Raw genomic sequence first — 23,457 nt, forward strand, 5'->3', positions numbered from 1 at the left:
CATGTGGATGATAGTTCGATTTTTAAAAATTAGAAATTTCTCCTTGAGATTGACGTAACGTAAGGGTGTAACGTGTTATTTGTCAGGAGGTGAATTATGGAATATACCGTAAGTCAATTAGCTAAACTATCAGGTGTAAGTCCTCGCACATTGCGCTATTATGATCAAATTGGATTGCTTAAACCAGATAGAATCAATTCATCAGGATACCGGATATATGGCAAAGAACAAGTAGACATGCTACAACAAATTATATTCTATCGAGAGTTAGATGTAAGTATTGAAGAAATAAAAAACATCGTCCAACAACCTGGATTTGATCAAGTAACTGCTTTAGAAAATCATTCTGAAAATTTAAAACAAAAACGTGCACACCTCGACAAAATTATAGAAACCGTAGAAAAAACCATTGCGCATACGAAAGGAGAAATTGCTATGCAAGATAAAGAAAAATTTGAAGGATTGAAAGTACAAGCAATTCAAGAAAACGAACATGAATATGGTACTGAAATCAGAGAAAAATACGGTGACAAGACTGTAGATGAAAGTAACGCAAAATTTAAAGATATGACTGAAGCGGAATATAATGAATGGCGTAAATTAGAGAATGAAATTATTGAGTTATTACCCAAAGCATATCAAACCGGCGATCCATCATCTGAAGTTGCGCAAATGTTAGCTGCGAAACATAAAGCATGGTTAATGTATACGTGGTCTGATTATACTAAAGAAGCACATGCAGGTTTAGCTGAAATGTACGTGGCTGATGAACGATTTTCTAGATATTATGATAAATATGTAGAAGGTGGTGCTCAATTTTTAAGAGATGCCATAATCGCTTTTGTTAAGAAATAAAAACGGATAAGATAGCGGGACGTCTTAGGTAATGTCTTTCGAGCTAAAGATTATATATTAATTAAGAAGTTAGACAACACAACGTTGTTTAGCTTCTTTTTATTATTTGGGGATGGTAAAAGTAGGGAGTTAATCAATTTTAAGTTTATAGTTTTTGGTAGTAAAAGTGTTGGAAATGAGGCATTCTTTAATATGCTTCAACGTAGTTTAAGTAGGTACGCTGATACATTAGCAGGTGGTATAATAATAGAGTCGCCTTAACTTCCGGCGGGCGATATTTTCGGCGGAAGGAGGTGTTTAATATGCTTATGATCTTCGTTCACATCATTGCACCAGTCATTAGTGGCTGTGCAGTTGCGTATTTTACTTATTGGCTTAGTAGTAAACGCAATAAATAGAAGGCGACGTTAAGCCGCATCAAAAAATCCCCTCACTACCGCAAATAGTGAGGGGATTGGTGCTTATATGCATATAACCTTCGTTAATTGAATTATAACATCATAGTGGGTAGGAATGCAAAATCGAAATTGTGAAATATAAATATTTAATATAAAGGGAATGGGATAGTAGAAATATATACTTAATTATTTAAGTGAAAGATTTTATATAACCTTTATAAGCGTAACAAAAACACATGCAATATTATGCATGTGTTTTAATTTTTTCAAAATATTAATTTATTTGCTTATAATTGTATAAAATACTAATATAATAGCTTTAATAGCATTGAAAGGTGTGATCATTAAATATGAATTATGAAAACTTTTTTCCAATATTGTATAAAAAATTATGAAGATATACTTAATAATAAATTTTTATTTTTTATTGACTTTATACCTAAAAAAACGAATGTGTATGATATATCACCAATTAATAAGAAAAGAAACAAACCAATTTATACTAGTTATATCAATTCAATAAATAACTCTTCACTATTAACTAGTAGTGCTATTAATAAAGCAATTTTAAATACCAATAAATTCAACAATAACGTTATTAATCCTACCGTTTACAATACATCTGTGCTTAATGCAATAGGGTTACTTAATAAAAAAACAAATTCATTAATTTCTACCAATTATACTTATCCTATTAAAAATCCTTCACTATTAGCTAATAACGCTATTAATAAAGCGTATTCAAATACAACTAAATTCAATAATATAATTGGCAAAATCAATTTATACAATACATATAATTATTCGGTAACTGATAAAATTTTAAAAAGTTTAAATTATAATAAACCTTCTTATTTCAGTACCATCAAAAACTTTAATTATAAGATACCGTCATCTGCTTTTTACACTAACTTTAATAAAACTATTGATATTAACAAACTAATAGTTCCCAAAAATCATTTCGATTTATTTGGTAGAGTGGGATTCAAAGAGAACTTTACAGCAACTAGAATTAGAGGCCATAGTACATATTTAAAAAGAAAAGATAGTGATGAATATACTGACATAAATAGTATTTCTGACGCTTATGCTCTTTATGATGAAAATTTAGGATTTAGCGAAAAAGAACTTTTTGAATTTATTAGGTATATTCAAAATACTCCAATGCTTATTTTAAATCATAAAATTGGCAAGAAAATTTATGATGAAATCCAAAGTTTTAATATAGGTTTATTCGAAACTGCAGAAGAACTAACACTTTATAAAACCAGAACTAAAAAGGATAAATTTCCATTTTCATATGAGCAAATGAGTATTACACCTTATGATATTTCAAGAGGTGGACGCTTTGATTCTTATGGCCAATCTCTACTATATACTGCTAATCAAAAAGAAATTTCGTTATTAGAAGTGTATGACGAACATTCAAAGTATTACCATGTTCAGCAGTACTTATATAATAATAATTTGAAGCTAGCTGATTTTACTAAAATTGATAGTCATCTTTTAGATATATTACTAAGGCCTAAAACCTCAAATAACTATCAAGAATATATATTACCTAGGTTCATTGCGGAATGTATTAAATTTGGTGATTATGGTGGTCTTGTTATTAGAAGTAGTAAATCATTAAAACACCGTAATGATTTAAATTTTAATTTATTTGATCACGCTACAAATGAGCTAAAAAGAGGTGAATATGAGGTTTTATCCAAGAAAGAAGTAGACTTTTTAATTCATAATTATAAATGAAGTTAAAAGATGTACACTATAGCTATGATAAGATTATCTCAAATATGAAATTTCTCTTATTGTTTACATAAATTATGATTAAAGGAATAGGAAATTTTATTTGTTAACAAGTAGTATTATAATAGTCTCACCTATTTATCATTCGTCAAATTGAATTTGGAGGAAGTGCTGTTCTCATTGGAAATCTTTGTGCACAATCATAAGTGTTTGTATTATTGCGTTATTTACGCATTGGTTACGTAAATATAAATAGGATACAATAACTACATCTACAAAAAACCTCACTATTGCGAGTAGTGAGGGGTTCGGTGCATCAAATGCAAATATCCTTGAAAATCTGACATGCGTCACAACCACGGATACTTAAATTTTGACCATTCATTTCTAAAATGCAGGGTCCCTTAAATAAACATTTTTGTTTGATTTTTATCTTGGTTCCATGAGTTAAACCTAATGCATGGAGACGCTGAAGCATGTGCTTGTTTCTAATTTTTAAATCAGTTACTGTGTAATTTTTTTCTAGAACGCCAGTCTTTAAATTCAACATATACATCACTCTTTCACAATAATAATCATTATCAATTATATAATTAGGTTTAGTGCAATAGAAGTGGTATAAATATTAAATTTATAAACATTTTGTTAAACTTTATTGCTGTATGCATACAACTTTAACGTGGATAATGATATTAGAAAAAGGGTATAGAAAAGTGAGCAAAGAGATTGTATTTACTTATATGTAATATTACACTATAGATACTATCGAAATATGAAACAATAATGTTTTATATTGAATATGTAATATGACTATACATAATGATTAACGGCAACTAGGTGATTTGATCTCAATCCAATAAGTAGCAGATGTGATAAAAATGAAGTTGATGTTTGTCAAATGCACATGAATGTTAGGAGGGATTCAAATGGCTATCCGTGAAAATAAACGTATTAAAGTAAAAAGAGTAAACGAAACACGTTCAAATGGTATTTCTGTCATGATTGAAGAAGGTGGATTGGGGGCCGATCAATACTATCAGATAGAAAAGCAAAATGCGAAGACCTCAGAAGAACATTTGCATCAATTTGAACATGAAGTCAGTGAGAAAAGCGACGTAGAATTGGTTGATTTATTAATTATTAATGCACAAGAAAGTACAAATCGTGAATATAATGAAGCATTAAAAGTAATACAGTTAGAAGTGTTACAACGCATGAAGCATTAAACGTATAACGTACTGTATGACCTGCTAGAATAGCATACCAATAAACTTTGGAATGAAGTAACGATACGCTAAAGTTTATTGGTATTTTTTTAATGTTAAAATAAATGCGTACGAAGTATAACCTACAAGTCTATTGTAAATTCAAAAAATTAGGGTGAACACATGTATAATCCTCAAATCAAAACATTTATTAAAGTTGCTGATTTAGGAAGTTTTAATTAATTACGGAATGAATAGCATCTTTTTTCAAAGACAACTTAGAATTGAAAATAACGGAGAGGGACAAAAATCCAATTTTCTAATAGAGATTTTGTAGTCCTACCTATGCAATCAAGGCAAGGATGACTAGAATTGAAAAAAGCTTGATACAAGGGTATTTTCAATTCAGTCATCTACTGCTTAATTGAAAAAGAGCCTTAGACATCATTAAATGTCTAAGGCTCTTTTATGAGGGAAAATGAGTATACTATCCGTTGAACTCTAAAGGATTTGGTCCAATTCTACGATCTTGATTTAACGCATCGATGCGTGCGATTTGTGCTTGCGTTAATGAAAAATCAAATATATTTATATTTTCTTCGATTCTATGTGGTGTGACTGATTTAGGTATAGTCACCACACCATGCTCAATATTCCATCTGATAACGACTTGAGCTGGGGATTTTCCAATTTCATCAGCGATTGCGACGATTGTCTCATCTGTAAGAATTTCAGCATTCATTAAAGGAGACCAAGATTCCATTTGAATAGATTCAGAAGCAAGATAATCTCTTAATGATTGTTGTATAAGGTATGGATGGAATTCCACTTGATCGATGACCGGTTTGATAGAAGTATGTGCTTTTAAAGTTTCAAGGTGTTCAATATCAAAGTTACTGACACCAATGTTTTTGACTTTTCCATCATTATATAATGCTTCCATGCCTTCCCATGTTTCTATCATTAGCGACTGATCAGTACCTGGCCAATGAATAAGATAAAGGTCTAAGTAATCTAAGCCTAAAAGCTTTAATGAAGTTTCATAACCTACTTGAACGTTATCTTTACCGTAGTGGTCTAACCATAATTTTGATGTGATAAACAAATCTTCTCTTTGAATACCAGCTTCAAGGATGCCTTCTTGAATGCCCTGACCGACCATTTCTTCATTACCGTATACGAAAGCAGCATCAATACTACGGTAGCCACTAACAATTGCATGTTTAACAGCATCCTTTGCCGTATCATTATTTTCCACTCTAAAAACGCCTAAACCTAGTTGAGGCATCGTATGTCCATTATTAAATGTTGTATATTGCATCAAAAAACTCCTTTTTATCTAAATTCGTATTATGACGATAATTATTATTTTAAAGGGCATACTTTAAAAAAGTAAGTACGCACTTTAAAGTACCCGTGCAATAGATAATGCCAAGAAAATAAGTGATGTAAAAAAGTCCCTGAATATAAGGTAGGTGATTAACGGATAACTTTGTAAAATATATGAAAATACAAGAAAAGTTAATTCTTTCTTCAATAGCATATACATCAGATTCAAAAATCATTATACTTAAAAACATGTTTGTTTTAAAAATAGCAAGGAGAAGTAAAAAATGAATCTTATACAAAGCTTATTACGAAAAGAAGATGTATCTCGATACCAAAATAAAGATGCGCATCTAGAACGTACACTCCGTGTAAAAGACTTTTTAGCGCTAGGTGTAGGGACAATTGTTTCTACAGCGATTTTTACACTGCCTGGTGTTGTATCAGCAGATCATACGGGGCCATCTGTTAGCTTATCTTTTTTAGTGGCGGCGATTGTTGCTGCAATGGTCGCATTTGTCTATGCTGAAATGGCAACGGTAATGCCTTTTGCGGGTTCTGCATATACTTGGATTAGTATTTTATTTGGAGAGTTCTTTGGATGGATTGTTGGATGGGCATTAATTGCTGAATATCTGATTGCCGTATCTTTCGTTGCTTCAGGTTTTTCTGCTAATTTAAGAGGGCTGTTAGACCCTTTCCATATTTCATTACCGAATTCACTTTCTAACTCATTGGGTACGGATGGCGGTATCTTAGATTTGATAGCAGCAGTCGTCGTTGTTATTACTGCCTTGTTATTATCTCGTGGAACTTCTGAAACAGCACGTGTTCAAAATATATTAGTAGTACTTAAAGTACTCGCGATTTTTTTATTTATTATTGTAGGGGTATCAGTGATAGATCTTGGAAATTACGTTCCGTTTATACCTGAATATAAAGAAACTGCAGCAGGCGCATTTGGAGGATGGCAAGGTATTTATGCTGGAAGTTCAGTCATCTTCGTAGCATATATTGGTTTTGATTCAATAGCAGCTAATTCTGGTGAAGCGATTAATCCACAGAAAACAATGCCAAGAGGTATACTAGGTTCGCTACTGATTGCCGTAACGCTCTTTATTGTTGTAGCACTTGTGCTAGTCGGCATGTTTGACTATAGTTCATATAAAAATAATGCAGAGCCAGTTGGATGGGCATTACGTACAAGTGGCTATGGTACGATTGCTGTCATTGTTCAAGCCATTTCAGTTATTGGTATGTTTACTGCCTTAATCGGTATGATGTTGGCTGGTTCCCGTTTATTATATTCATTTGGTCGGGATGGTATCCTTCCGTCTTGGCTTGGAAAATTAAACAATAAAAATCTACCGAATCGTGCATTGATTGTACTTTCTATTGTTGCTGTAGTTATTGGTGCAGTCTTTCCGTTTGGTTTCCTTGCACAATTAATTTCTGCAGGTGCTTTGGTAGCATTTATGTTCGTTACGGTTGGTATCTATGCCTTACGTAAGAGAGAAGGAAAAGATTTGCCAATGCCAGCATTTAAACTACCATTTTATCCAATCATGCCAATCATTATCTTTGTGTGTGTATTCGCTGTATTTTGGGGCTTAAGTGGACAGGCTAAGCTCTATACATTGATTTGGTTTATCATTGGTATTGTGTATTATCTATTTTATCTAGTGAAAACGAATCGTCAGCAAAAATAAGTAGTTCAAATAAAAATAAAACGATCCAATCGATCAATAGCATCACAGTAATTAACATTGAAGTTGCTATTGGTAGTGTAAGTTGAGTGATATTATAACCTTTATCTATAAGGCCCCTCGTTAATTTAGTTTAGTAGTATTTATTAAATTATACGAAAGGGCCTTATTTTTTTAAAAGCATTGTGATATAAAATGACGTATAAATGGTATTTATGTCCGAGTTCATTGGCAATACTAAACACGATTTGAGCTAGGAAAACGTCTTCATATACATTTAATATATAAATAGATACAATTAATATAAATATATTAATAAAGGGGATTTTTAATGAATATCAAGCTTATTGTGACGGATATGGATGGAACTTTTTTAAATAGTAATAGTCAATTCAATAGTGAATCATTTCAATTATTGAAAGAACACTGTGCACAAGCACACATTCGTTTTGTGTTTTGTACTGGTAAACAATGTGAGCGCGTTGAAAATATCGTTGGGGATTTAGCGCAAGATACATTTATCGTTGGAGATAGTGCTACTAGAACTAAATATAATGGATCGTTTATATACAATGCCACGATTGATCATCATAAAGGGCAAGAAATTATCCAAGCAATTAGTGAGATTGATTCGACGCAAACGATTTTAGGTTGTACGGCATCTAGTGCATATGTACTCAATCATATTTCTGAAGCAGAGAAAAGAATTGTACATGGCTCGTATCAAGAAGTGACCTATATTAATGATTTTTCAGAAGTTGAGGAAGATTTTTTGAAAATTTCAGTGCATGATCCTAAAGCAAATTGTAAAGCGACGGCACAGCAAATTAAGCACTATGAGTCAGACGTTTATATTATTGCATCTGATGAGGAATGGATTGATATTGCAGATTTAGGTGTTAATAAAGGGACGACGATACGTCGTATTCAAAATTTATTACAAATTAGTCCCGCGGAAACAATCGCATTTGGTGATGGTATGAATGATATTGATTTATTTAAAGCGGCTAAATATAAAGTAGCGATGGATAATGCATACCCAGAGTTGAAAGCAGAAGCGAATTTAATCGCCAAAAATAATGATGAAGATGGTGTCATTCAAACACTTAATCTTTTACTTGGTTTTAAATAATTAATCATAAAAAATGTTTTTAATTTTATGAAAACGCTTTTTACAAAACCATGTTTGAACTTGGTAAAGCATCCATACTGCAAGAAAAGTTATATACCCTGATATATAGTCATTTAAGTGCGTATAAAAATGCGGATGACAAAATTGGCAATATGCCATTTGATTACTTTATGAGTTATGTATCAGGTGCCGGTATTTCCATACTGAAACACTGGGTCAAAGATGACAATAGAATAGATAAGCGTGAATTTGTTCATCATTTCTATAATATTGTGACCGTAGGGACGGTGGGTATTGTAAAGCAAGCCTTTTAAATGAAGTATGTGAGATATTTATCGTGAAATTGAATGACAAACATCTAATAGATATATAGGAGCAATCAATATGAACAAGATTACATTAACATTTTTTGAAAAAGTGACAGTTATCCTTACGCCGTTTCTTTTATCAGGTATTGCATACGCCATATTAGTGAATTTATTGTACATAAAGAAAATCCCAATCATTGGTGACAATATGCTATTTAATCTTATTGAGCGTTATTATAGTGATTGGCTTGTCGTTAGGTTTTCCGAGCTTTAATTTACCAATAGGGCTAAATATTAAGAAGACACAGAAGAATATCATCAATGCAACGATAATCATATAATACCAACCGAAGTATTCTGTAATCCAACCCGTAATGTTTGTCCCTATGGTATTGAACTGATTAGGGAAAATAGCACCTAATAATACAACGATAGCTGTAAGAATAAGACTATAAGTAAAAACAGAAGAAAGCTTTTTTCCGCTAAATTTTTGTTCATTAGATTCCAAAATAAACCCTCCTTATATTTTTAAACATTGTTAAGGATAAAAACTTATGCGAATGCTACAACTATATAAAATGTTTATAAAAGCAACGATGTATAAAAAATAATTAATATTTTTGTAACGAAAATATTAAATAATATAATGTCGAAATCTAAATTTTAAAAAAATAGAAATGCTGTAAATCATCAGCATTAATAAAGTAAATATGATGAGTCAACTAGACATGATGTGTTAAAACATTAATTTGAATTTATGTCTGCTCAAACCCCGTTATAAAGCCATAAAATAGTTAATCTTAATTTGTAAAATTTAAAATTTTTGCATAATTTTCAAAAATAATGTTATATTACATGTAAGGGCTTACATTTACATAAAAAGGAGCGCTTTTTAAAGGGGAAAGCTTATAACAGATTGGATTAAATAAAGATAGGAGACACCTATATGAAAATTATTCCATTTTCAAAATTGACAAGCATCATTAATAAAGGTGATGTTATAGCTCTGGCAGCCTTATCAACGGCTAATTTACCAGCTGAGATACTCAAAACGTTAGTCGAATATAATGATGAAGATCAATCGTTTACAGATTTTACATTTATGTTAGCAAATGATATTAGTGATTATCGTGGCGATAGCTATGACTTAGATGCGTTTACAACAAGGGGTATGATTAAGCGATTAATCACAAGTATCATCACAGCGTCACCGGCAACAATCAATGCAATGCGCAATAACGAGATCGAAGCGTATTACTTACCTCAAGGCGTGATTACCACACATTACAGAAGTAAGACGCAAGCATCACCAGGTACCATATCTAAAATTGGCCTGAACACCAATGTAGATCCTAGGTATACAGGTGGTAAAGTCAATGAGCGCACGACCGAAGATTTAGTATCGTTGATTGAAATTAATCATCAGACATATTTACAGTATGACTTTCCAGACATAGATATTGCGCTATTAAGAGGTACATATGCGGACATGGATGGCAACATATACATGACACATGAAGCACATCTTGGTGAAGGATATAGCTTAGCATTAGCAACACATAATAATCGCGGAAAAGTGATTGTACAAGTTAAAGCAGTTGTTCAAAATGGTAACTTTAATCCCAATGATGTATTTATTCCAGGAAAACTGGTCGATTATGTTGTCGTAAACACGAATCCTAAACTGCATAGGCAAGTGATGCAAACGCAATATGATCCAGCACTATCAGGACATTATCAAATTACAGAAATGCGAGAACCATATATAGCATTAGGTACCCGTAAAGTGATTTTGAGACGTGCGGCTCAATTTTTATTAGAGGGTGACGTAATCAGTATTGGTTTTGGCATAAATAATGAATTATCTAATGTCTTATCGGAAGAACAAGTCAATCATTTAGTTCAGCCTAATATTGATACGGGCGTATTTGGTGGATTAATCAGTAGTCGAGAACACTTTGGTATGAATTACAACTTGAGTGCACGAATGAGACATGATATGACTTGGGATTTTATCTATAACAATGGCTTGGATGTTGCCTATTTAAGCTTTGCTGAAGTTGATCAGATGGGTAATGTCAATGTGTCTAAGTTTGGAGAAAAAATGAACGGCTGCGGTGGTTTTATAGATATTAGTCAGACAGTAAAGACAATTGTATTTTCAGGAGCGATGGTTGTTGGGGGTCAACTATCATACGAAAATAATAAAGTAACTGTAGAAGCGCAAGGACGCGCTACAAAATTTGTGGATAAAGTGGGTAGTATGGATTTCAATGCTGAAAATGCAATTAAATTTAATCAAGAGGTCTACTTCGTAACGGAACGTGCAGTATTTGAACTAACGCACAAGGGTTTAAAACTTATTGAGATTGCACCAGGTTTAGATTTAGAACAAGATATTTTAGCCAACATGGCTTTTAGACCGATTCTTTCTGATGATATCAAGCTAACACACAGTGATATCTATCAAGCGCACTGGGGAGGATTGGCTCAAGCAATTAAGTCGGATTATCGTATTTAAATAAGGGGGAGAAAAATATGAACTACGACTGGATTAAAACAAGAGCAACGTTTGACGAACCAAAAGCAGCGGTCATTGATCCATTCAAAGGTACAGAATGGACATATCAAGATTTAAATATTAGAGCAGAGAACTTGGCGAATTATCTACAAGAACAAGGGGTTCAACGTGGTGATGTTGTTGGTATTTTTTCACCAAATGATGTTGCGTTATTAGACCTATTGTTTGCTTCATTCAAACTAGGCGCTGTGTATTTGCCCATTAATTGGCGATTAAAGACACAGGAAATTGAAAGCGTGATTGCTGATTCTGATGTGAAATTAATATTTTATTCAGCAAAGCATTTATCAAGTTTAGAAGGCATCGCAGATGAACTGATTCATATGGATATTGATTCTAAGACATATGATGATATCGTTGATCCAACCCATCATCGTCCTTTTACAACGGTTAGTGTTGAAGGTGATGATTTAGCATCTTTAATGTACACGAGTGGTACGACAGGATTACCAAAAGGCGTGATGTTCTCTTATGATTCATTTGTAAATAATCCAATTAACACAGCATTGACATACAAAGTATACGCATCCTATACAACCATTATTTCAACACCGATGTTTCATGTACTAGGATTTAATGACTTAACGATTCCATTATTAATGGCAGGTGGAACATTGGTATTACAACGGTACTTTAACGGTGAATCATTAAATGATTTAATGGCTCAATATCAACCGAATTTCTTAATTCAAATCCCAACGATGTACTACGCCATGTTGGCTGCTGACAACTTTGATTTAAAGAACTTTGCCAATATTGAATTCCTCATACAAGGGGGGGCAGCGCCTTTACCAACTGTACAGAAAAAATTTGTGAGCTTGGGAATTCCTATTATTACAGGTTATGGTTTAACAGAGGCACCACTTGTCAGCGTCAATACAGCAGCGAATAACGAACGTAAACCAGCGAGTATTGGGCAACCCGTGATGTTCACAGATATCCGTATCTTCGATGATAATTTTGAAGAAGCACAAGTTGGAGAAATTGGAGAACTGGGCGTTAGAGGTAATAATGTGACGCCAGGTTATTGGAATAAACCAGAAGAAACAGCCAAAGCATTTAGTGGTGAATTTTTCTTAACAGGAGATTTAGCCAAGATAGATGAAGATGGAGATGTTTATATAGTGGATCGCCGCAAAGAGATGATTATTACTGGCGGTGAAAATGTTCTCCCTTCCGAAGTTGAAAGGGTACTATCAGAACATCCACTTGTCGCTCAAGGTGTTGTGGTCGGTTATGATAGTCCGAAATACGGGGAGTCAGTTTCAGCAGCAGTTGTTTTAACAGAAGATGATCCAGATTTTGAACAGAAATTAGATGCACATATGCGAGAACATATTGCGGGTTATAAAATACCGAGATTGTATCTCAAATTAACACATATTCCATTAAACTCAACATCGAAACCAGATAAATTAGAAATTCAAAAATATATGAATGACAAAGCGCAAAAGCAAGACCAAAGTAAAGACGAATTAACATAACCCGTCGATTTGAAGCAGGATGTATTTAAAAGTTGGAAAAATTTTTAACTGTAAATGTAAGCGCAATCATAATAAATGGAGGTTTATATTATGCCAACAAAAGAAGAAGTAATCAAAGCATTATACCCAGAAGATATTTTAAGTATCGCAAAAGATTTAACGGAAGGAGAAGTGAAATTATTAAAACAACTTAACGATATGTTAGAAGAAAAATATCGTGATTCTGTTAATGAACATTGGTTAAATGCAACTGAGCCTGAAGACTATTTTGAGGAATTAGGAAAATTAAATTACTTCCAAAATCCATTGCTTTTTGAGGGACGTGAAGGTGAAAAAACGCCTAGCCAATTATTCCAATTCTTTATGTCGTATACAATAGCGAAATTTGATGTATCTCTAGCAACATTACTCGGTGTACACCAAGGACTCGGTCATAATTCATTTTGGTTTGGAGGCAGTAAAGAACAACAAGCTTACTATTTACCGAAATTACAATCACATGAATTACGTACCTGTTTCGCATTAACAGAACCCGAACATGGCTCTGATGTTGCTGGCGGTCTTGAAACCACTGCCAAACGAGATGGTGATAAATGGATTATCAATGGACAGAAGAAATGGATTGGCGGTGCCAATGTAGCAGATGTGATTCCAGTCTATGCAGTTGATGTAGAAACTGGCAAACCTAAAGGCTTTATTATCGAACCCAGTCAAGAAGGTGTCGAAATCGATGTGATTGAAAATAAAATTGCCTTACGTATCGTACCGAATACAAATATTCATTTGAACAACGTAGTCGTCAAAGAAGAACAACGTCTACAAAATATTAATAGCTTTAAAGATATTGCACGAGTACTTTACTCAACACGTGCAGGCGTTGCATACATGGCGACAGGCGCTATGGCAGGTGCGTTAAAAGCCACAACAGATTATGTAACGAAGCGTAAACAATTTGGTAAAGAAATTAGTAAATTCCAGTTAATTCAAGAGAAATTAGCCATGATGCAAGGAAATCTTGCACAAGCCATGGCAACATGTGCACAATTGGCGCGCATGCAGGCAAATGGAGAATATGATGAAGTGGCTACTTCTACAGCTAAGATGATGAATGCCTTACGTCTAAGAGAGTCTGTTGCGATGGGCAGAGGGGTTCATGGCGGAAATGGTATTCTAGCTGGTGAGTATGATATTGCCCGATTCTTTGCGGATGCAGAAGCTATCTACACATATGAAGGTACACATGAAATTAACGCACTTGTCATAGGCCGTGCATTGACAGGTGATTCCGCGTTTATCTAATAGATGAACGCATTGATATAACGCATTAATTCAGAACATTAAATTTGGAGGGTTTAGTATGACAATAAGAAAAGCAACGGTGTTAGGTGCAGGAACAATGGGGAGTCAAATTGCTGCGCTACTAGTCAACGCAGGATTAAAAGTAAAATTACTAGATATTGTGATTGACGAGAACGAACCAAATAAAATTTCAAAAAAAGCATATGAAATTATCACAAATCCTAAACGTCCACAATTATTCGATTTATCATTTGCCTCTAACCTGACGTACGGTAATTTTAATGAGGATTTAGCAGGGGAAGACGATGCAGATATCTATATTGAAGCAGTAAAAGAAGAAGTTGATATCAAACATCAAATTTGGAACAAAGTGAAAGACGTGGCTAAAGACGAAGCAATATTTGCCACGAATACGTCAGGTATTCCAATCGAATCAATTGCAGATGTCTTTGAAGATAGTGACAAAGAAAGATTTTTCGGAATGCATTTCTTTAATCCACCACGCATCATGAAATTAGTTGAAGTGATTCCTAATAGCAAGACTTCGAAATCGGTTGTCGATCGCGTGCAACGTTTTGCTGAAGACGTGTTAGGTAAAGGTGTTATTGTTGCTAACGATGTACCTGGATTTGTAGCGAACCGTGTTGGTACACAAACAATGAACGACATTATGTATCGCGCAGAAGTACAAGGATTTTCAATCACAGAAGTAGATGCACTGACAGGTCGCAGTATCGGGCGTCCAAAAATGGGAACTTATGGTTTATCAGATTTGGTAGGTCTTGATATCGCGATTGCAGTTATTAAAGGACTACAACAAATACCTGAAGAACAACCATTCTTCCATGATGTGAAACTATCCGAAAAACTTGCAGAAAAAGGTGCACTCGGCAATAAAACAAAACAAGGATTCTATAAAAAGGTAAACAAAAAGCGTTACGTCTTTGATCCTAAACAAAATGATTATGTTGAGCCACAGAAACCACATTTAGAAATATTAGGTCAATTCGGCAAAGATTTAGCTAAAAATTTAGATGTCATTTTTAATGCACAAGATGATGCTGGTGTGTTTTTATGGGAGACGCTAAGAAATAACTTCTATTATTCAGCAATTAATGTACCTAAAGCGGCAGAATCTTTCAAAGACATTGATAGAGCGCTTGTATGGGGCTTTAACTGGAAACAAGGTCCATTCCAATTATGGGATTTAATGGGTTTCGAACGTGTGAAAGCACGTATGAAAGAAGAGGTAGGACAGTTACCTGATTGGATAGAGCAACGCAATGAATCATTTTATGCGAAAGGTGAGACTATCGAGCGCATTACGCCCGTAGCGGAATATATTGATCAAGAACTATGGGATAGATCAGATTCTAATCTGTCTGTAGCAAATAAAGATCAATTATTACTAAAACTACAAAGTAAGAATAATGTTATTTCAAATAGCTTCCTTGATGACTTACTTGAAGCTATCGATACATTAGAGCGTGAAGACTATAGTAGCATGGTGATTTACGCAGGTGGATTTAATTTCAGTGTCGGTGCAAACTTATTCCAAATGAAACAAGCACATGAAGAAGGACGCGTTGTAGAAGAAGTCGGTGCAGCCGTTGAGCAACTGCATCATGTCTTTGCAAGATTAAAATATGCGCTTAAACCGATTGTTACAGCTGTACAAGGTAAAGCGCTTGGTGGTGGCTGTGAACTTGTACTACATTCACCGATTGTTGTTGCTGCCAGTGAATCATATATTGGTCTAGTTGAGACAGGTGTCGGATTATTACCTGCAGGTGGCGGACTTGCAGAGTTATCAGATAGAATTCTTCGCACAAACCATAAAAATGATGACAAACAAAAATCAATTACTGATATACTCATGCAAATCGGCTTTGCCAAAGTATCAACTAACGCATATGAAGCGGTTAGATATGGTTATTTAAGAAATACAGATACAATTATTTTAAATACAGAAAAACGTGTCGAAGTTGCTTTAAACCGAGCGCGTTATGAATCGCAAACAAATTATATTCCAACACCAAAAGCACAGTATATTGGTTTAGGCAAAGACTTTAAAGCGCTGGCAGAAGGACAGTTGGATGCGCAGCGTATAGGTCATTTCATTAGTGACTATGATTACGAGATTACGTTGAAAGTGGCTGAAGTATTAGGCGGTGGAGATATTCCTCGTAACACATATATCAATCAAAGATATTTGCAAAAGCTTGAAAAAGAGAGATTTTTAGAATTGTTACAAAACAAAAAAACATATGACAGAATTTCTCATATCTTAGAAACTGGTAAACCACTACGCAACTAATTATGAATCAGTACAGGAAGGGTGAATTTAAATGCGAGACGCATATATAGTAGCTTACGGACGTTCAGCAGCTGGCAAAGCTAAAAATGGTGCTATGGCACATGAAAGACCAGATGAGGTTGCTGCAAAAGTATTAAAAGGTGTATTAGAAAGAGTCGGTGGTTCGTTTGAACCGAGTATGGTTGAAGATGTCATTGTAGGGAATTCATTCCCAGAAGGTTTACAAGGACAAAATATCGCTAGAACCATTGCTTTGCTAGCAGGTCTACCGAATGAAGTACCAGGTCAAACGGTCAATCGTTATTGCTCATCAGGACTTCAAACTATTGCACATGCAGCAAATCAAATTATTGCCGATCAGGCAGATGTTATTGTCGCAGGTGGTATTGAATTGATGAGCGCTGTGCCAATGGGTGGTAATGAACCAACGAATAATCCGATTCTTCAAGATGAAGATTCAGGCGTTTCATACCCGATGGGACTTACAGCGGAAATGGTAGCAGAAACATATCATGTTTCTAGAGAAGATCAAGACGCATATGCAGTTCAAAGTCATCAACGCGCAGCAGAAGCGCAACAATCTGGTAAATTTGATGATGAAATTATACCTATTGAAGTCAATCAAGTAACATATGATGACAATGGACCTGTTGTTAGTAAAGCAGTATTTAAAGAAGATGAACTCATTAGACCAGATACAAATAAAGAAACTTTAGCTAAATTACCAACCGTATTTAAGGCTGACGGTACAGTGACGGCAGGCTCCTCGGCCCCATTAACAGATGGCTCAGGTTTTGTCGTTGTGATGTCTGGTGACAAAGTGAAGGAGCTAGGCGTAGAACCTATTGCACGCTTTGTTGGATTTAAAGCAGTAGGGGTAGATCCTAAATTGATGGGTATCGGTCCAGCATATGCGATTCCAGAAGTATTGGAACAAGCTAACTTAGACGTTAATGATATTGATTTAGTAGAATTAAATGAAGCATTCGCTTCTCAAACATTGGCTTCTATGAGAGAAGTGGGATTAGATGCTGAGAAGACGAATGTAAATGGCGGTGCCATTGCACTTGGACATCCACTTGGTGCTACAGGTGCGATGTTAGTAGGGCGCTTATTGTCTGAAATGAAGAAACGCCCAGAAACACGATACGGTATGGTTACCATGTGTATCGGTGTAGGTATGGGCGCAGCTGGAATTTTTGAATATGTGAGATAACACATGGATTAGTAAATGAAGTTATAACAATAAATAAAATATTTGTGATATAAACATTTCAAAATAAAAACGACAATTTCTGCAGTAATGGAAATTGTCGTTTTCTTTTTATGCGAATGACATTTATGAATTTCAGTAAAAGATGCTATAACTATCTCGTAATAAATGATTGTTATTGTGACAGTACGTATGCCTTTGACATTTCAACTTCAACTCTATGATTATGATATCGTTTGATTTAAAATACGCGTTAAGTATGTTTTTTTAGTCGTTGTTTTTCAGTATGTGTGGCTTTGCTTACAGGTTCATTACCGAGTGCTTTGCCGAGACCGAAATCAGGCATATTGATATAAATATTTTCATATTGATGGGAATCTACATTATATGTTTCATGGTAAAAACCAACGGCTTCATTATGCATTAATTTTTTCGAGAATTTGCGCCAAGCTTTTAAATGTACAGGCATTTTTGCATAACTAAGCAATTTTTCGTTTGTTTCCCAATATTGAACGATCATAACACCACGATATTTAAACAACATTTCATAAGATAAACAACCGAGTGATTTATCCTTTGATAATTCCGAGAGCATTGGTGGCATAGCTAAAAGTACAGGCAACCAGTGATGGACTTTATACCACTTGTTGATGTGAAGGCCAATCAAAAATACAGTGACCGATTCATTAGGTAGTACAGTATAACGACCTTGATTCATATCAAATCATCCCTTCCGTTTTGAGAGCATGGTATTAATTTCGTCTATATCTTGTTGATTACGTCTTGTTTCAATACCCCAAATGATAAAATAAACAATTGTATAAATGACCACAAATAGTATGATTGCTGAAAGTTTAAGAGGAAACCATCCAGCTAATATAGCCAGTGGGAACATGATGATGAGCATTAAACTAAAGTGAGTTAATGTTTTAAACCATAATGTCTTTCGTGAATTCGAAAAGATAAGCGCGCCATAACTGAATGTGATACCGATTAATGCCCATATCACAACAGCAATAAACATAATTTGTAATTCAGTTAAATGTGCAAAGTAAATGCTACCCATCGTTGATTCTGGAGAAACTGGATGAAATTGGTGGTGCGCAAATAGTGTTGAAAATATTAAAGAGACAAAGACGCCAATCGTAATACCAATGGTTACACCGTGAAAGAATCGTTTCATAGCTTTAAAGCCTCCTTAATTAATGGTAAGTATCTTCTAGAAGAGTACGTAAATGATTGATCAGTAAAACGAATTTCAATCGTGCCATTTTTATTTAATGTTAGATAATCAATGAAGTTCACATTGATGATTTCAGATTTTGAAATTTGTAGAAAGCTATGATTAAGCTGTGCTTTTATTTCGTATAAACGTTGATTCATCGTATATTGACGTTGAGCGGTGATAACATTTAATATCTTATTTTCTATCCGAAAACAAATGATATCTTGTGGTTTAAGATAATAGATGGTTTCGTTGTATTTTCCGGGAAATAATATATTTTGAGATAATTGTTGAATTGAGTTGATAATATCTGATAAATTGTTGGCATCTTTACGCGTGTATAGTATGATTTCATCTTCGTCTAATGTTTGATCATAAACAACCTTTACTTTCATGTTCAGTCCCTCCCCTTACATTAAGTAAAACAAATTTTTGATTGTAATACTATATAGAACAGGCAAGTGGCTTCTATATGAAGCTAAGTGGCGCGATTAAGGGTAAAAACGTGTAAATAAAAACACCCAAAAGATTGAATTTATCATACAATCTTTTGGGTGTTTACTTATATCATCTATACTAACATTACTTAGTCTAAAGTGATCAATTGATAAACATGTTGCTCTGTTAATTCATTTGGCCATGTTATGTTCAAAGGATGCCAACTTTTACCACCATTGTCGGAAGAGAAGATACCTTTATTATTCGCAATATAAAAAATACCATCTCTTTCAGTGACAGCGGAGATAAGCGCGCCATTTGTGGAAGGTAAGCCTTCAGTTGCTTCAATCCAGGCATTATCTTGTGATTTATCAATAGCATAAATGGTTGAAAATGTATGACTTTCATAACTATGGGCATTCATTGGCGAATTTGATGTTGAGATGACGATATTCTCAGCATTATTTGAATTGATTGCCAAGCCATAACCATATCTATGCTCAATGCCATCTATAAATGTTGTCCATGTTTTACCGTAGTCATCACTTTCAATAAAGGTATCTCTACCACCATTTAAAAAGGCATCTCCGAGAACGCCATATAATTTGTTGGGATGCTCGTCATGACTTTTGAGTACGTGAATATCGATAGGCGCATGATCCGTTTGCGGTACTTCCCAATGTTGTCCAGAATCTGTAGATTGAATCAAACCACCAGCCTCAATTGTAAGAGAAATGATATTGGGCGAGCGATGATTGTTATCTAACCATTTAACGTGATGTGTGTGCGGTCTTGGAGGGAAAAACCATTGTTCTTTTCCAGGAATATGTGCGAAATCTGTCAGTAATTCAAATGAGTCACCTTGATCATAGGAAATAAAGAGTGCACTTGGTTCTGTACCTACTAATACCGCACCAGTATTGTTACCTGTATCTATGACTGAGACTGCAGTAATGGATGTCATAGGAATGTCTTGCTTTTTAAAAGGACTATTATACGTAAAGCGTGTGCCAATAGGTAACCATGAATCGCCTTTGTCCACGCTTTTCCACAAACCGCGATCAAACGTGCCACAATATAATATGTCAGGATTGAATGGATCCTGAGCGATGGCGGTGGGGTTCATTCCTTCTAGTTTCTTTTCTATATGAAAACGACCATTAACTTGTTTAACTAATAATAGTGTATTTGCATATGTTGCTATGAATTGACTCATCAGATTAGCCTCTTTTTTATCATTTTTTGAAGTCTATTTGTGATGTACTTAATATACATCACGTTGGTAACGTTGATTTTTAATCATTTCTGTCAAATAGGCTTCGGCTTCAGTTTCATCCAAGTTACCTTCTTTGATGAGTACTTTAATTAATGATTCGTGTACACCGCTTGCCATCTCATCTTTATTACCACACAGGTAAATTGTGGCACCTGCCTGAATCCATTTATAGAATTCAGCACTATTTTCTTCGATGCGGTGTTGGACGTAAATTTTATTTTCAGTTTCTCTTGAGAAGGCTAAGTCTAATTTGCTTAATACACCTTCTTCGAGCCATTGTTCCAAATCATCTTTATAAAGAAAATCATGATGATAATTTTGATTGCCAAAAATCAACCATTGCTCACCTTTAAGATTGAGATAAGCTCTTTCTTGAAGATAAGCACGATAAGGCGCAATGCCTGTACCTGCACCAATCATGATGACAGGTGTTTCTGTGTCATATGGAAATTTGAAATTTGGATTCTTTTTCAAGTATACAGGTAGCTTATCCCCAACAGACGTACGATCTGCTAATTGGACAGAACAAACACCAAAGCGTTCACGACGATGTGCTTCGTATTTCACAACACGTACAGTAATGTGTACACTATTAGGATTTACCTTGTTACTACTTGCAATTGAATATTCTCGTGGCGGTAATTTTCTTAACAGTTGTGGTAGCATGTTGGGTTCAAGCGCAACAGGCGTAAAATCTCTAATTAAATCAATGACATCTTTACCGTAAATATAGTTTTGGACCCATTCCGATTTTTGAATATTAGCATTTAACATGGGATTACCTAATAATTCTGCAGCATTTTTCATCAGCACAGGCGTTAATTTTGCAATTTCAAAATCATGTGTTAAAGCCTCTTTAAGCGAACGCATTGAATCACTGTCGTTCATTTGAATAGGTGTTTCAGCATCCCAATTAAGTGCATCGATGAGTTGGTTCACGAGTACAGGATCGTTTTGTGGGATAACGACTAAGCTATCACCGGGTTCATAGGCCTCACGATAACCTTCAAGTGATATTTCAAGGTGTCTTACTTCTCGAGAAGCTTCTGGTTGTGTAAGAATGGTATTTTTCAGTACTTCTGCTTGAAAAGGATTAGATTTTGAATAAGGTGCTTGAGGTTCTTCTATTGTGACGTCCTCATTTTCAACGCTAGGCGTCTCTTCATTTGTATTGGATGAGGCTTGTGTTAATAGCTCAATCATGTTGGTAATCCATTGTTCAGCTGTCTCTTCATAATCAAAGTCGCAATCCACTCTATCTGCCACTCTATTCGCACCGAGTTGACCTAAGATATGATCAAAGTCTTTACCAGCTTGGCAAAAATCAGGAAAATCTTGGTCACCAAGCGCTAGTACCGCAAAGTTGACTTGATCTAATTGTGGCGCATCATCACCGTGAAGGTAATCATATAAATCTAACGCATTGATAGGTGGTTCGCCAACGCCTTGTGTTGAACAAATAATAAAAAGGTGTTCAACCTCAGGTAATGAATCTCTCGGAAAATCATCCATATCCCAGAGATGGACATTTAAGTTCTGGGATTTGAGTTTTGTTTCAAATGTTTCAGCAATTTCTTCAGCATTACCAGTTTCAGTACCATATAGTACATGCACGTCTAGTGGTTCTGTTGAAGCTGATACAGGTTCTGACACGGACTGGTCAGTAGAAGTGCTAGTTTCTGTTTCGGTAATACCAGCCTCATTTTCTTGTATGTCCGTTTTGTTATCTGACACTGAAGTTGTTGCTGGATTGAGTAGATAACCACTTAACCAATGTTGTTGTTCAGGTGTTAACATAGGTAGTAGTTGATTGATAAGTGCCAATTGCTCCTCATTAAAAGGGGTGTTGGTTTGGTTCAGTTGCACGGATGTCACCTCTATTGATTATATTTATATAGAAAATAGGTGCATTTGCCCTATGATAAACTATATTGAATTTTATTGAATTATAACATTGATTGAATCATTTTAAATGATAGGAATTATCATTTATTTGAAAATCAAACTAATGACCTATACAGCTCATATATCCAGTACACTTAAATATGCCCACATCATATCGATAATGATGCGGGCATGTTATATATTTTAAAGGAGAATCGTAAATTAAGAAGTGCTCAAGTTCTTAATTTTTAATATAATGGCTAGGTTTTAATAGTAATAAACGAAATACGATGTTGTCGTATACGAATATATGTTTAAGGTTTTATAGCAAATGCGCGTACAGGGAAACCTGGCGCATCTTTAGGCTTAGGACTGATTGTGTAAATAATTGCCCCTCGACTTGGGAGTTGATCAAGATTTGTCAGTAGTTATACTTGGAAAGTATCTTGACCTAATACATAACGCTCACCAATAATGTCACCGTTTTTTGCGACATCGATAGAGGCATCGGTATCAAATGTTTCATGACCGATGGCTTTCACATGGCGCTCTTCAAATAAATACTTTAATGCGTCTAGTCCCCATCCAGGTAAATGGAGCGCACCAGCATCATCTTTATTCTCGAAAGCTTCAATGTTGGGCCAACGTTTAGACCAATCACTTCTAAATGCAACAAAGGTGCCTTGCTCAATAGGGCCGTTATCAGCTTCCCATTGTTCAATGTGTCGACGTGTTAAGATGAAATCCGAATTTGCTTTAACGCTTTGTGAAAAATCTAAAACAACGAGTGGTAGGGCAAGTTCTTTTAAATTTAATTCATGTAAATAGCGCGTATGTTCCACAAAATGAATCGGTGCATCAATATGGGTACCATACTGACTCACAACATTCCAATTTTGAACATAGAATCCGTCGTCTGCGACATTGAATAGTGTCGACACTTGGCCCGTTCAAATTCGCTAAAACACGGTATGGTTTCATCAAAAGTGTGGGTCAAATCGACCCACGTTGCTGATTTTAATTCTTCTAATTGCTTCCATAAAGGATAACTCATACGCATC

19 protein-coding genes and 3 pseudogenes are annotated in these 23,457 nt (G+C 34.7%); 13 read left to right on the plus strand and 9 right to left on the minus strand.

Annotated features, from left to right (window positions below; all coding sequences use genetic code 11):
- Nucleotides 1-96 precede the first annotated feature (96 nt).
- From L987_RS12475 to L987_RS13825, 4 genes are all read left to right on the plus strand, one after another.
- Nucleotides 97-855 (plus strand): MerR family transcriptional regulator, encoded by a 759-nt coding sequence (locus L987_RS12475; protein WP_011304024.1) that lies wholly within the window; start codon nucleotides 97-99, stop codon nucleotides 853-855.
- A 302-nt stretch (nucleotides 856-1,157) separates the two neighbouring features.
- The gene (locus L987_RS13820; protein ID WP_002441941.1) at nucleotides 1,158-1,253 is read left to right on the plus strand and encodes a type I toxin-antitoxin system Fst family toxin; all 96 of its coding nucleotides are present in this window, start codon (nucleotides 1,158-1,160) and stop codon (nucleotides 1,251-1,253) included.
- 357 nt (nucleotides 1,254-1,610) lie between these two features.
- On the plus strand, nucleotides 1,611-3,005 hold the full coding sequence (locus L987_RS12480; RefSeq protein WP_047505116.1) for an RES family NAD+ phosphorylase: 1,395 nt from the start codon (nucleotides 1,611-1,613) through the stop codon (nucleotides 3,003-3,005).
- A 187-nt stretch (nucleotides 3,006-3,192) separates the two neighbouring features.
- Nucleotides 3,193-3,258: a type I toxin-antitoxin system Fst family toxin gene (locus tag L987_RS13825; protein WP_162009580.1), complete on the plus strand. Its 66-nt coding sequence runs from the start codon at nucleotides 3,193-3,195 to the stop codon at nucleotides 3,256-3,258.
- Nucleotides 3,259-3,318: 60 nt separating this feature from the next.
- On the opposite strand, the gene L987_RS12485 is transcribed toward L987_RS13825, so the two are convergent.
- On the minus strand, nucleotides 3,319-3,552 hold the full coding sequence (locus L987_RS12485) for a FeoA family protein (RefSeq protein WP_047505119.1): 234 nt from the start codon (nucleotides 3,550-3,552) through the stop codon (nucleotides 3,319-3,321).
- Between the two features lie 376 nt (nucleotides 3,553-3,928).
- Here L987_RS12485 and L987_RS12490 point away from each other — a divergent pair, with 376 nt between their 5' ends.
- Nucleotides 3,929-4,228, plus strand: a complete 300-nt coding sequence (locus L987_RS12490; RefSeq protein WP_011304021.1) for a hypothetical protein — start codon at nucleotides 3,929-3,931, stop codon at nucleotides 4,226-4,228.
- 466 nt (nucleotides 4,229-4,694) lie between these two features.
- Here L987_RS12490 and L987_RS12495 read toward each other — a convergent pair whose 3' ends face one another.
- The gene (locus L987_RS12495) at nucleotides 4,695-5,528 is read right to left on the minus strand and encodes an aldo/keto reductase (RefSeq protein WP_047505122.1); all 834 of its coding nucleotides are present in this window, start codon (nucleotides 5,526-5,528) and stop codon (nucleotides 4,695-4,697) included.
- A gap of 292 nt (nucleotides 5,529-5,820) precedes the next feature.
- On the opposite strand from L987_RS12495, the gene L987_RS12500 reads away from it, so the two are divergent.
- From L987_RS12500 to L987_RS12510, 3 genes and pseudogenes are all read left to right on the plus strand, one after another.
- Nucleotides 5,821-7,242 (plus strand): APC family permease, encoded by a 1,422-nt coding sequence (locus L987_RS12500; protein ID WP_002484362.1) that lies wholly within the window; start codon nucleotides 5,821-5,823, stop codon nucleotides 7,240-7,242.
- A 328-nt stretch (nucleotides 7,243-7,570) separates the two neighbouring features.
- Nucleotides 7,571-8,371: a Cof-type HAD-IIB family hydrolase gene (locus L987_RS12505; protein ID WP_041784855.1), complete on the plus strand. Its 801-nt coding sequence runs from the start codon at nucleotides 7,571-7,573 to the stop codon at nucleotides 8,369-8,371.
- Nucleotides 8,372-8,418: 47 nt separating this feature from the next.
- Nucleotides 8,419-8,685 (plus strand): annotated as a pseudogene (locus L987_RS12510) (TetR-like C-terminal domain-containing protein); the annotation flags it as partial.
- A gap of 238 nt (nucleotides 8,686-8,923) precedes the next feature.
- Here the strand turns inward: L987_RS12510 and L987_RS12515 are convergent.
- Nucleotides 8,924-9,190, minus strand: a pseudogene (locus L987_RS12515) (BCCT family transporter); the annotation flags it as partial.
- Between the two features lie 435 nt (nucleotides 9,191-9,625).
- Between L987_RS12515 and fadX the strand changes: the two are divergent.
- The 5 genes from fadX (at nucleotide 9,626) to L987_RS12540 (ending at nucleotide 17,576) form a co-directional block, all read left to right on the plus strand.
- A complete protein-coding gene (fadX, locus tag L987_RS12520; protein ID WP_047505126.1) occupies nucleotides 9,626-11,200 on the plus strand; it encodes a fatty acid degradation protein FadX in 1,575 nt (524 codons plus the stop codon).
- 17 nt (nucleotides 11,201-11,217) lie between these two features.
- Nucleotides 11,218-12,744, plus strand: a complete 1,527-nt coding sequence (fadD, locus tag L987_RS12525; RefSeq protein WP_047505128.1) for a long-chain-fatty-acid--CoA ligase FadD — start codon at nucleotides 11,218-11,220, stop codon at nucleotides 12,742-12,744.
- A 90-nt stretch (nucleotides 12,745-12,834) separates the two neighbouring features.
- Nucleotides 12,835-14,043 carry an acyl-CoA dehydrogenase FadE gene (fadE, locus tag L987_RS12530; protein ID WP_011304013.1) on the plus strand — a complete coding sequence of 403 codons (1,209 nt, stop codon included), beginning with the start codon at nucleotides 12,835-12,837 and terminating at the stop codon, nucleotides 14,041-14,043.
- 58 nt (nucleotides 14,044-14,101) lie between these two features.
- A complete protein-coding gene (fadB, locus tag L987_RS12535; protein ID WP_047505131.1) occupies nucleotides 14,102-16,360 on the plus strand; it encodes a 3-hydroxyacyl-CoA dehydrogenase/crotonase FadB in 2,259 nt (752 codons plus the stop codon).
- 31 nt (nucleotides 16,361-16,391) lie between these two features.
- Nucleotides 16,392-17,576, plus strand: coding sequence for a thiolase family protein (locus L987_RS12540; protein WP_011304011.1), 1,185 nt, complete (start codon nucleotides 16,392-16,394; stop codon nucleotides 17,574-17,576).
- A gap of 250 nt (nucleotides 17,577-17,826) precedes the next feature.
- Here the strand turns inward: L987_RS12540 and L987_RS12545 are convergent, their stop codons facing one another.
- From L987_RS12545 to L987_RS12570, 6 genes and pseudogenes are all read right to left on the minus strand, one after another.
- A complete protein-coding gene (locus L987_RS12545; protein WP_047505133.1) occupies nucleotides 17,827-18,291 on the minus strand; it encodes a DUF4188 domain-containing protein in 465 nt (154 codons plus the stop codon).
- A 6-nt stretch (nucleotides 18,292-18,297) separates the two neighbouring features.
- On the minus strand, nucleotides 18,298-18,756 hold the full coding sequence (locus L987_RS12550; RefSeq protein ID WP_011304009.1) for a DUF3021 domain-containing protein: 459 nt from the start codon (nucleotides 18,754-18,756) through the stop codon (nucleotides 18,298-18,300).
- Nucleotides 18,753-19,193: a LytTR family DNA-binding domain-containing protein gene (locus L987_RS12555; protein WP_047505135.1), complete on the minus strand. Its 441-nt coding sequence runs from the start codon at nucleotides 19,191-19,193 to the stop codon at nucleotides 18,753-18,755. Before L987_RS12555 ends, L987_RS12550 begins: the two co-directional genes overlap by 4 nt.
- 191 nt (nucleotides 19,194-19,384) lie before the next feature.
- Nucleotides 19,385-20,452: a WD40/YVTN/BNR-like repeat-containing protein gene (locus L987_RS12560; protein ID WP_047505138.1), complete on the minus strand. Its 1,068-nt coding sequence runs from the start codon at nucleotides 20,450-20,452 to the stop codon at nucleotides 19,385-19,387.
- A gap of 48 nt (nucleotides 20,453-20,500) precedes the next feature.
- Entirely contained in the window at nucleotides 20,501-22,378 is a 1,878-nt protein-coding gene (locus tag L987_RS12565) for an assimilatory sulfite reductase (NADPH) flavoprotein subunit (protein WP_047505140.1), read from the minus strand.
- A 332-nt stretch (nucleotides 22,379-22,710) separates the two neighbouring features.
- Nucleotides 22,711-23,450 (minus strand): annotated as a pseudogene (locus L987_RS12570) (cyclase family protein).
- Nucleotides 23,451-23,457: the final 7 nt, after the last annotated feature.

This window comes from Staphylococcus sp. ZWU0021, from assembly GCF_000798895.1.
GTDB lineage: Bacteria > Bacillota > Bacilli > Staphylococcales > Staphylococcaceae > Staphylococcus > Staphylococcus saprophyticus.

Coding starts and splice junctions, on each gene's coding strand:
- L987_RS12475 (WP_011304024.1), top strand. CDS start 97: ATGGAATATACCGTAAGTCAATTAGCTAAACTATCAGGTGTAAGTCCT.
- L987_RS13820 (WP_002441941.1), top strand. CDS start 1,158: ATGCTTATGATCTTCGTTCACATCATTGCACCAGTCATTAGTGGCTGT.
- L987_RS12480 (WP_047505116.1), top strand. CDS start 1,611: ATGAAAACTTTTTTCCAATATTGTATAAAAAATTATGAAGATATACTT.
- L987_RS12485 (WP_047505119.1), bottom strand. CDS start 3,552: ATGTTGAATTTAAAGACTGGCGTTCTAGAAAAAAATTACACAGTAACT.
- L987_RS12490 (WP_011304021.1), top strand. CDS start 3,929: ATGGCTATCCGTGAAAATAAACGTATTAAAGTAAAAAGAGTAAACGAA.
- L987_RS12495 (WP_047505122.1), bottom strand. CDS start 5,528: ATGCAATATACAACATTTAATAATGGACATACGATGCCTCAACTAGGT.
- L987_RS12500 (WP_002484362.1), top strand. CDS start 5,821: ATGAATCTTATACAAAGCTTATTACGAAAAGAAGATGTATCTCGATAC.
- L987_RS12505 (WP_041784855.1), top strand. CDS start 7,571: ATGAATATCAAGCTTATTGTGACGGATATGGATGGAACTTTTTTAAAT.
- fadX (WP_047505126.1), top strand. CDS start 9,626: ATGAAAATTATTCCATTTTCAAAATTGACAAGCATCATTAATAAAGGT.
- fadD (WP_047505128.1), top strand. CDS start 11,218: ATGAACTACGACTGGATTAAAACAAGAGCAACGTTTGACGAACCAAAA.
- fadE (WP_011304013.1), top strand. CDS start 12,835: ATGCCAACAAAAGAAGAAGTAATCAAAGCATTATACCCAGAAGATATT.
- fadB (WP_047505131.1), top strand. CDS start 14,102: ATGACAATAAGAAAAGCAACGGTGTTAGGTGCAGGAACAATGGGGAGT.
- L987_RS12540 (WP_011304011.1), top strand. CDS start 16,392: ATGCGAGACGCATATATAGTAGCTTACGGACGTTCAGCAGCTGGCAAA.
- L987_RS12545 (WP_047505133.1), bottom strand. CDS start 18,291: ATGAATCAAGGTCGTTATACTGTACTACCTAATGAATCGGTCACTGTA.
- L987_RS12550 (WP_011304009.1), bottom strand. CDS start 18,756: ATGAAACGATTCTTTCACGGTGTAACCATTGGTATTACGATTGGCGTC.
- L987_RS12555 (WP_047505135.1), bottom strand. CDS start 19,193: ATGAAAGTAAAGGTTGTTTATGATCAAACATTAGACGAAGATGAAATC.
- L987_RS12560 (WP_047505138.1), bottom strand. CDS start 20,452: ATGAGTCAATTCATAGCAACATATGCAAATACACTATTATTAGTTAAA.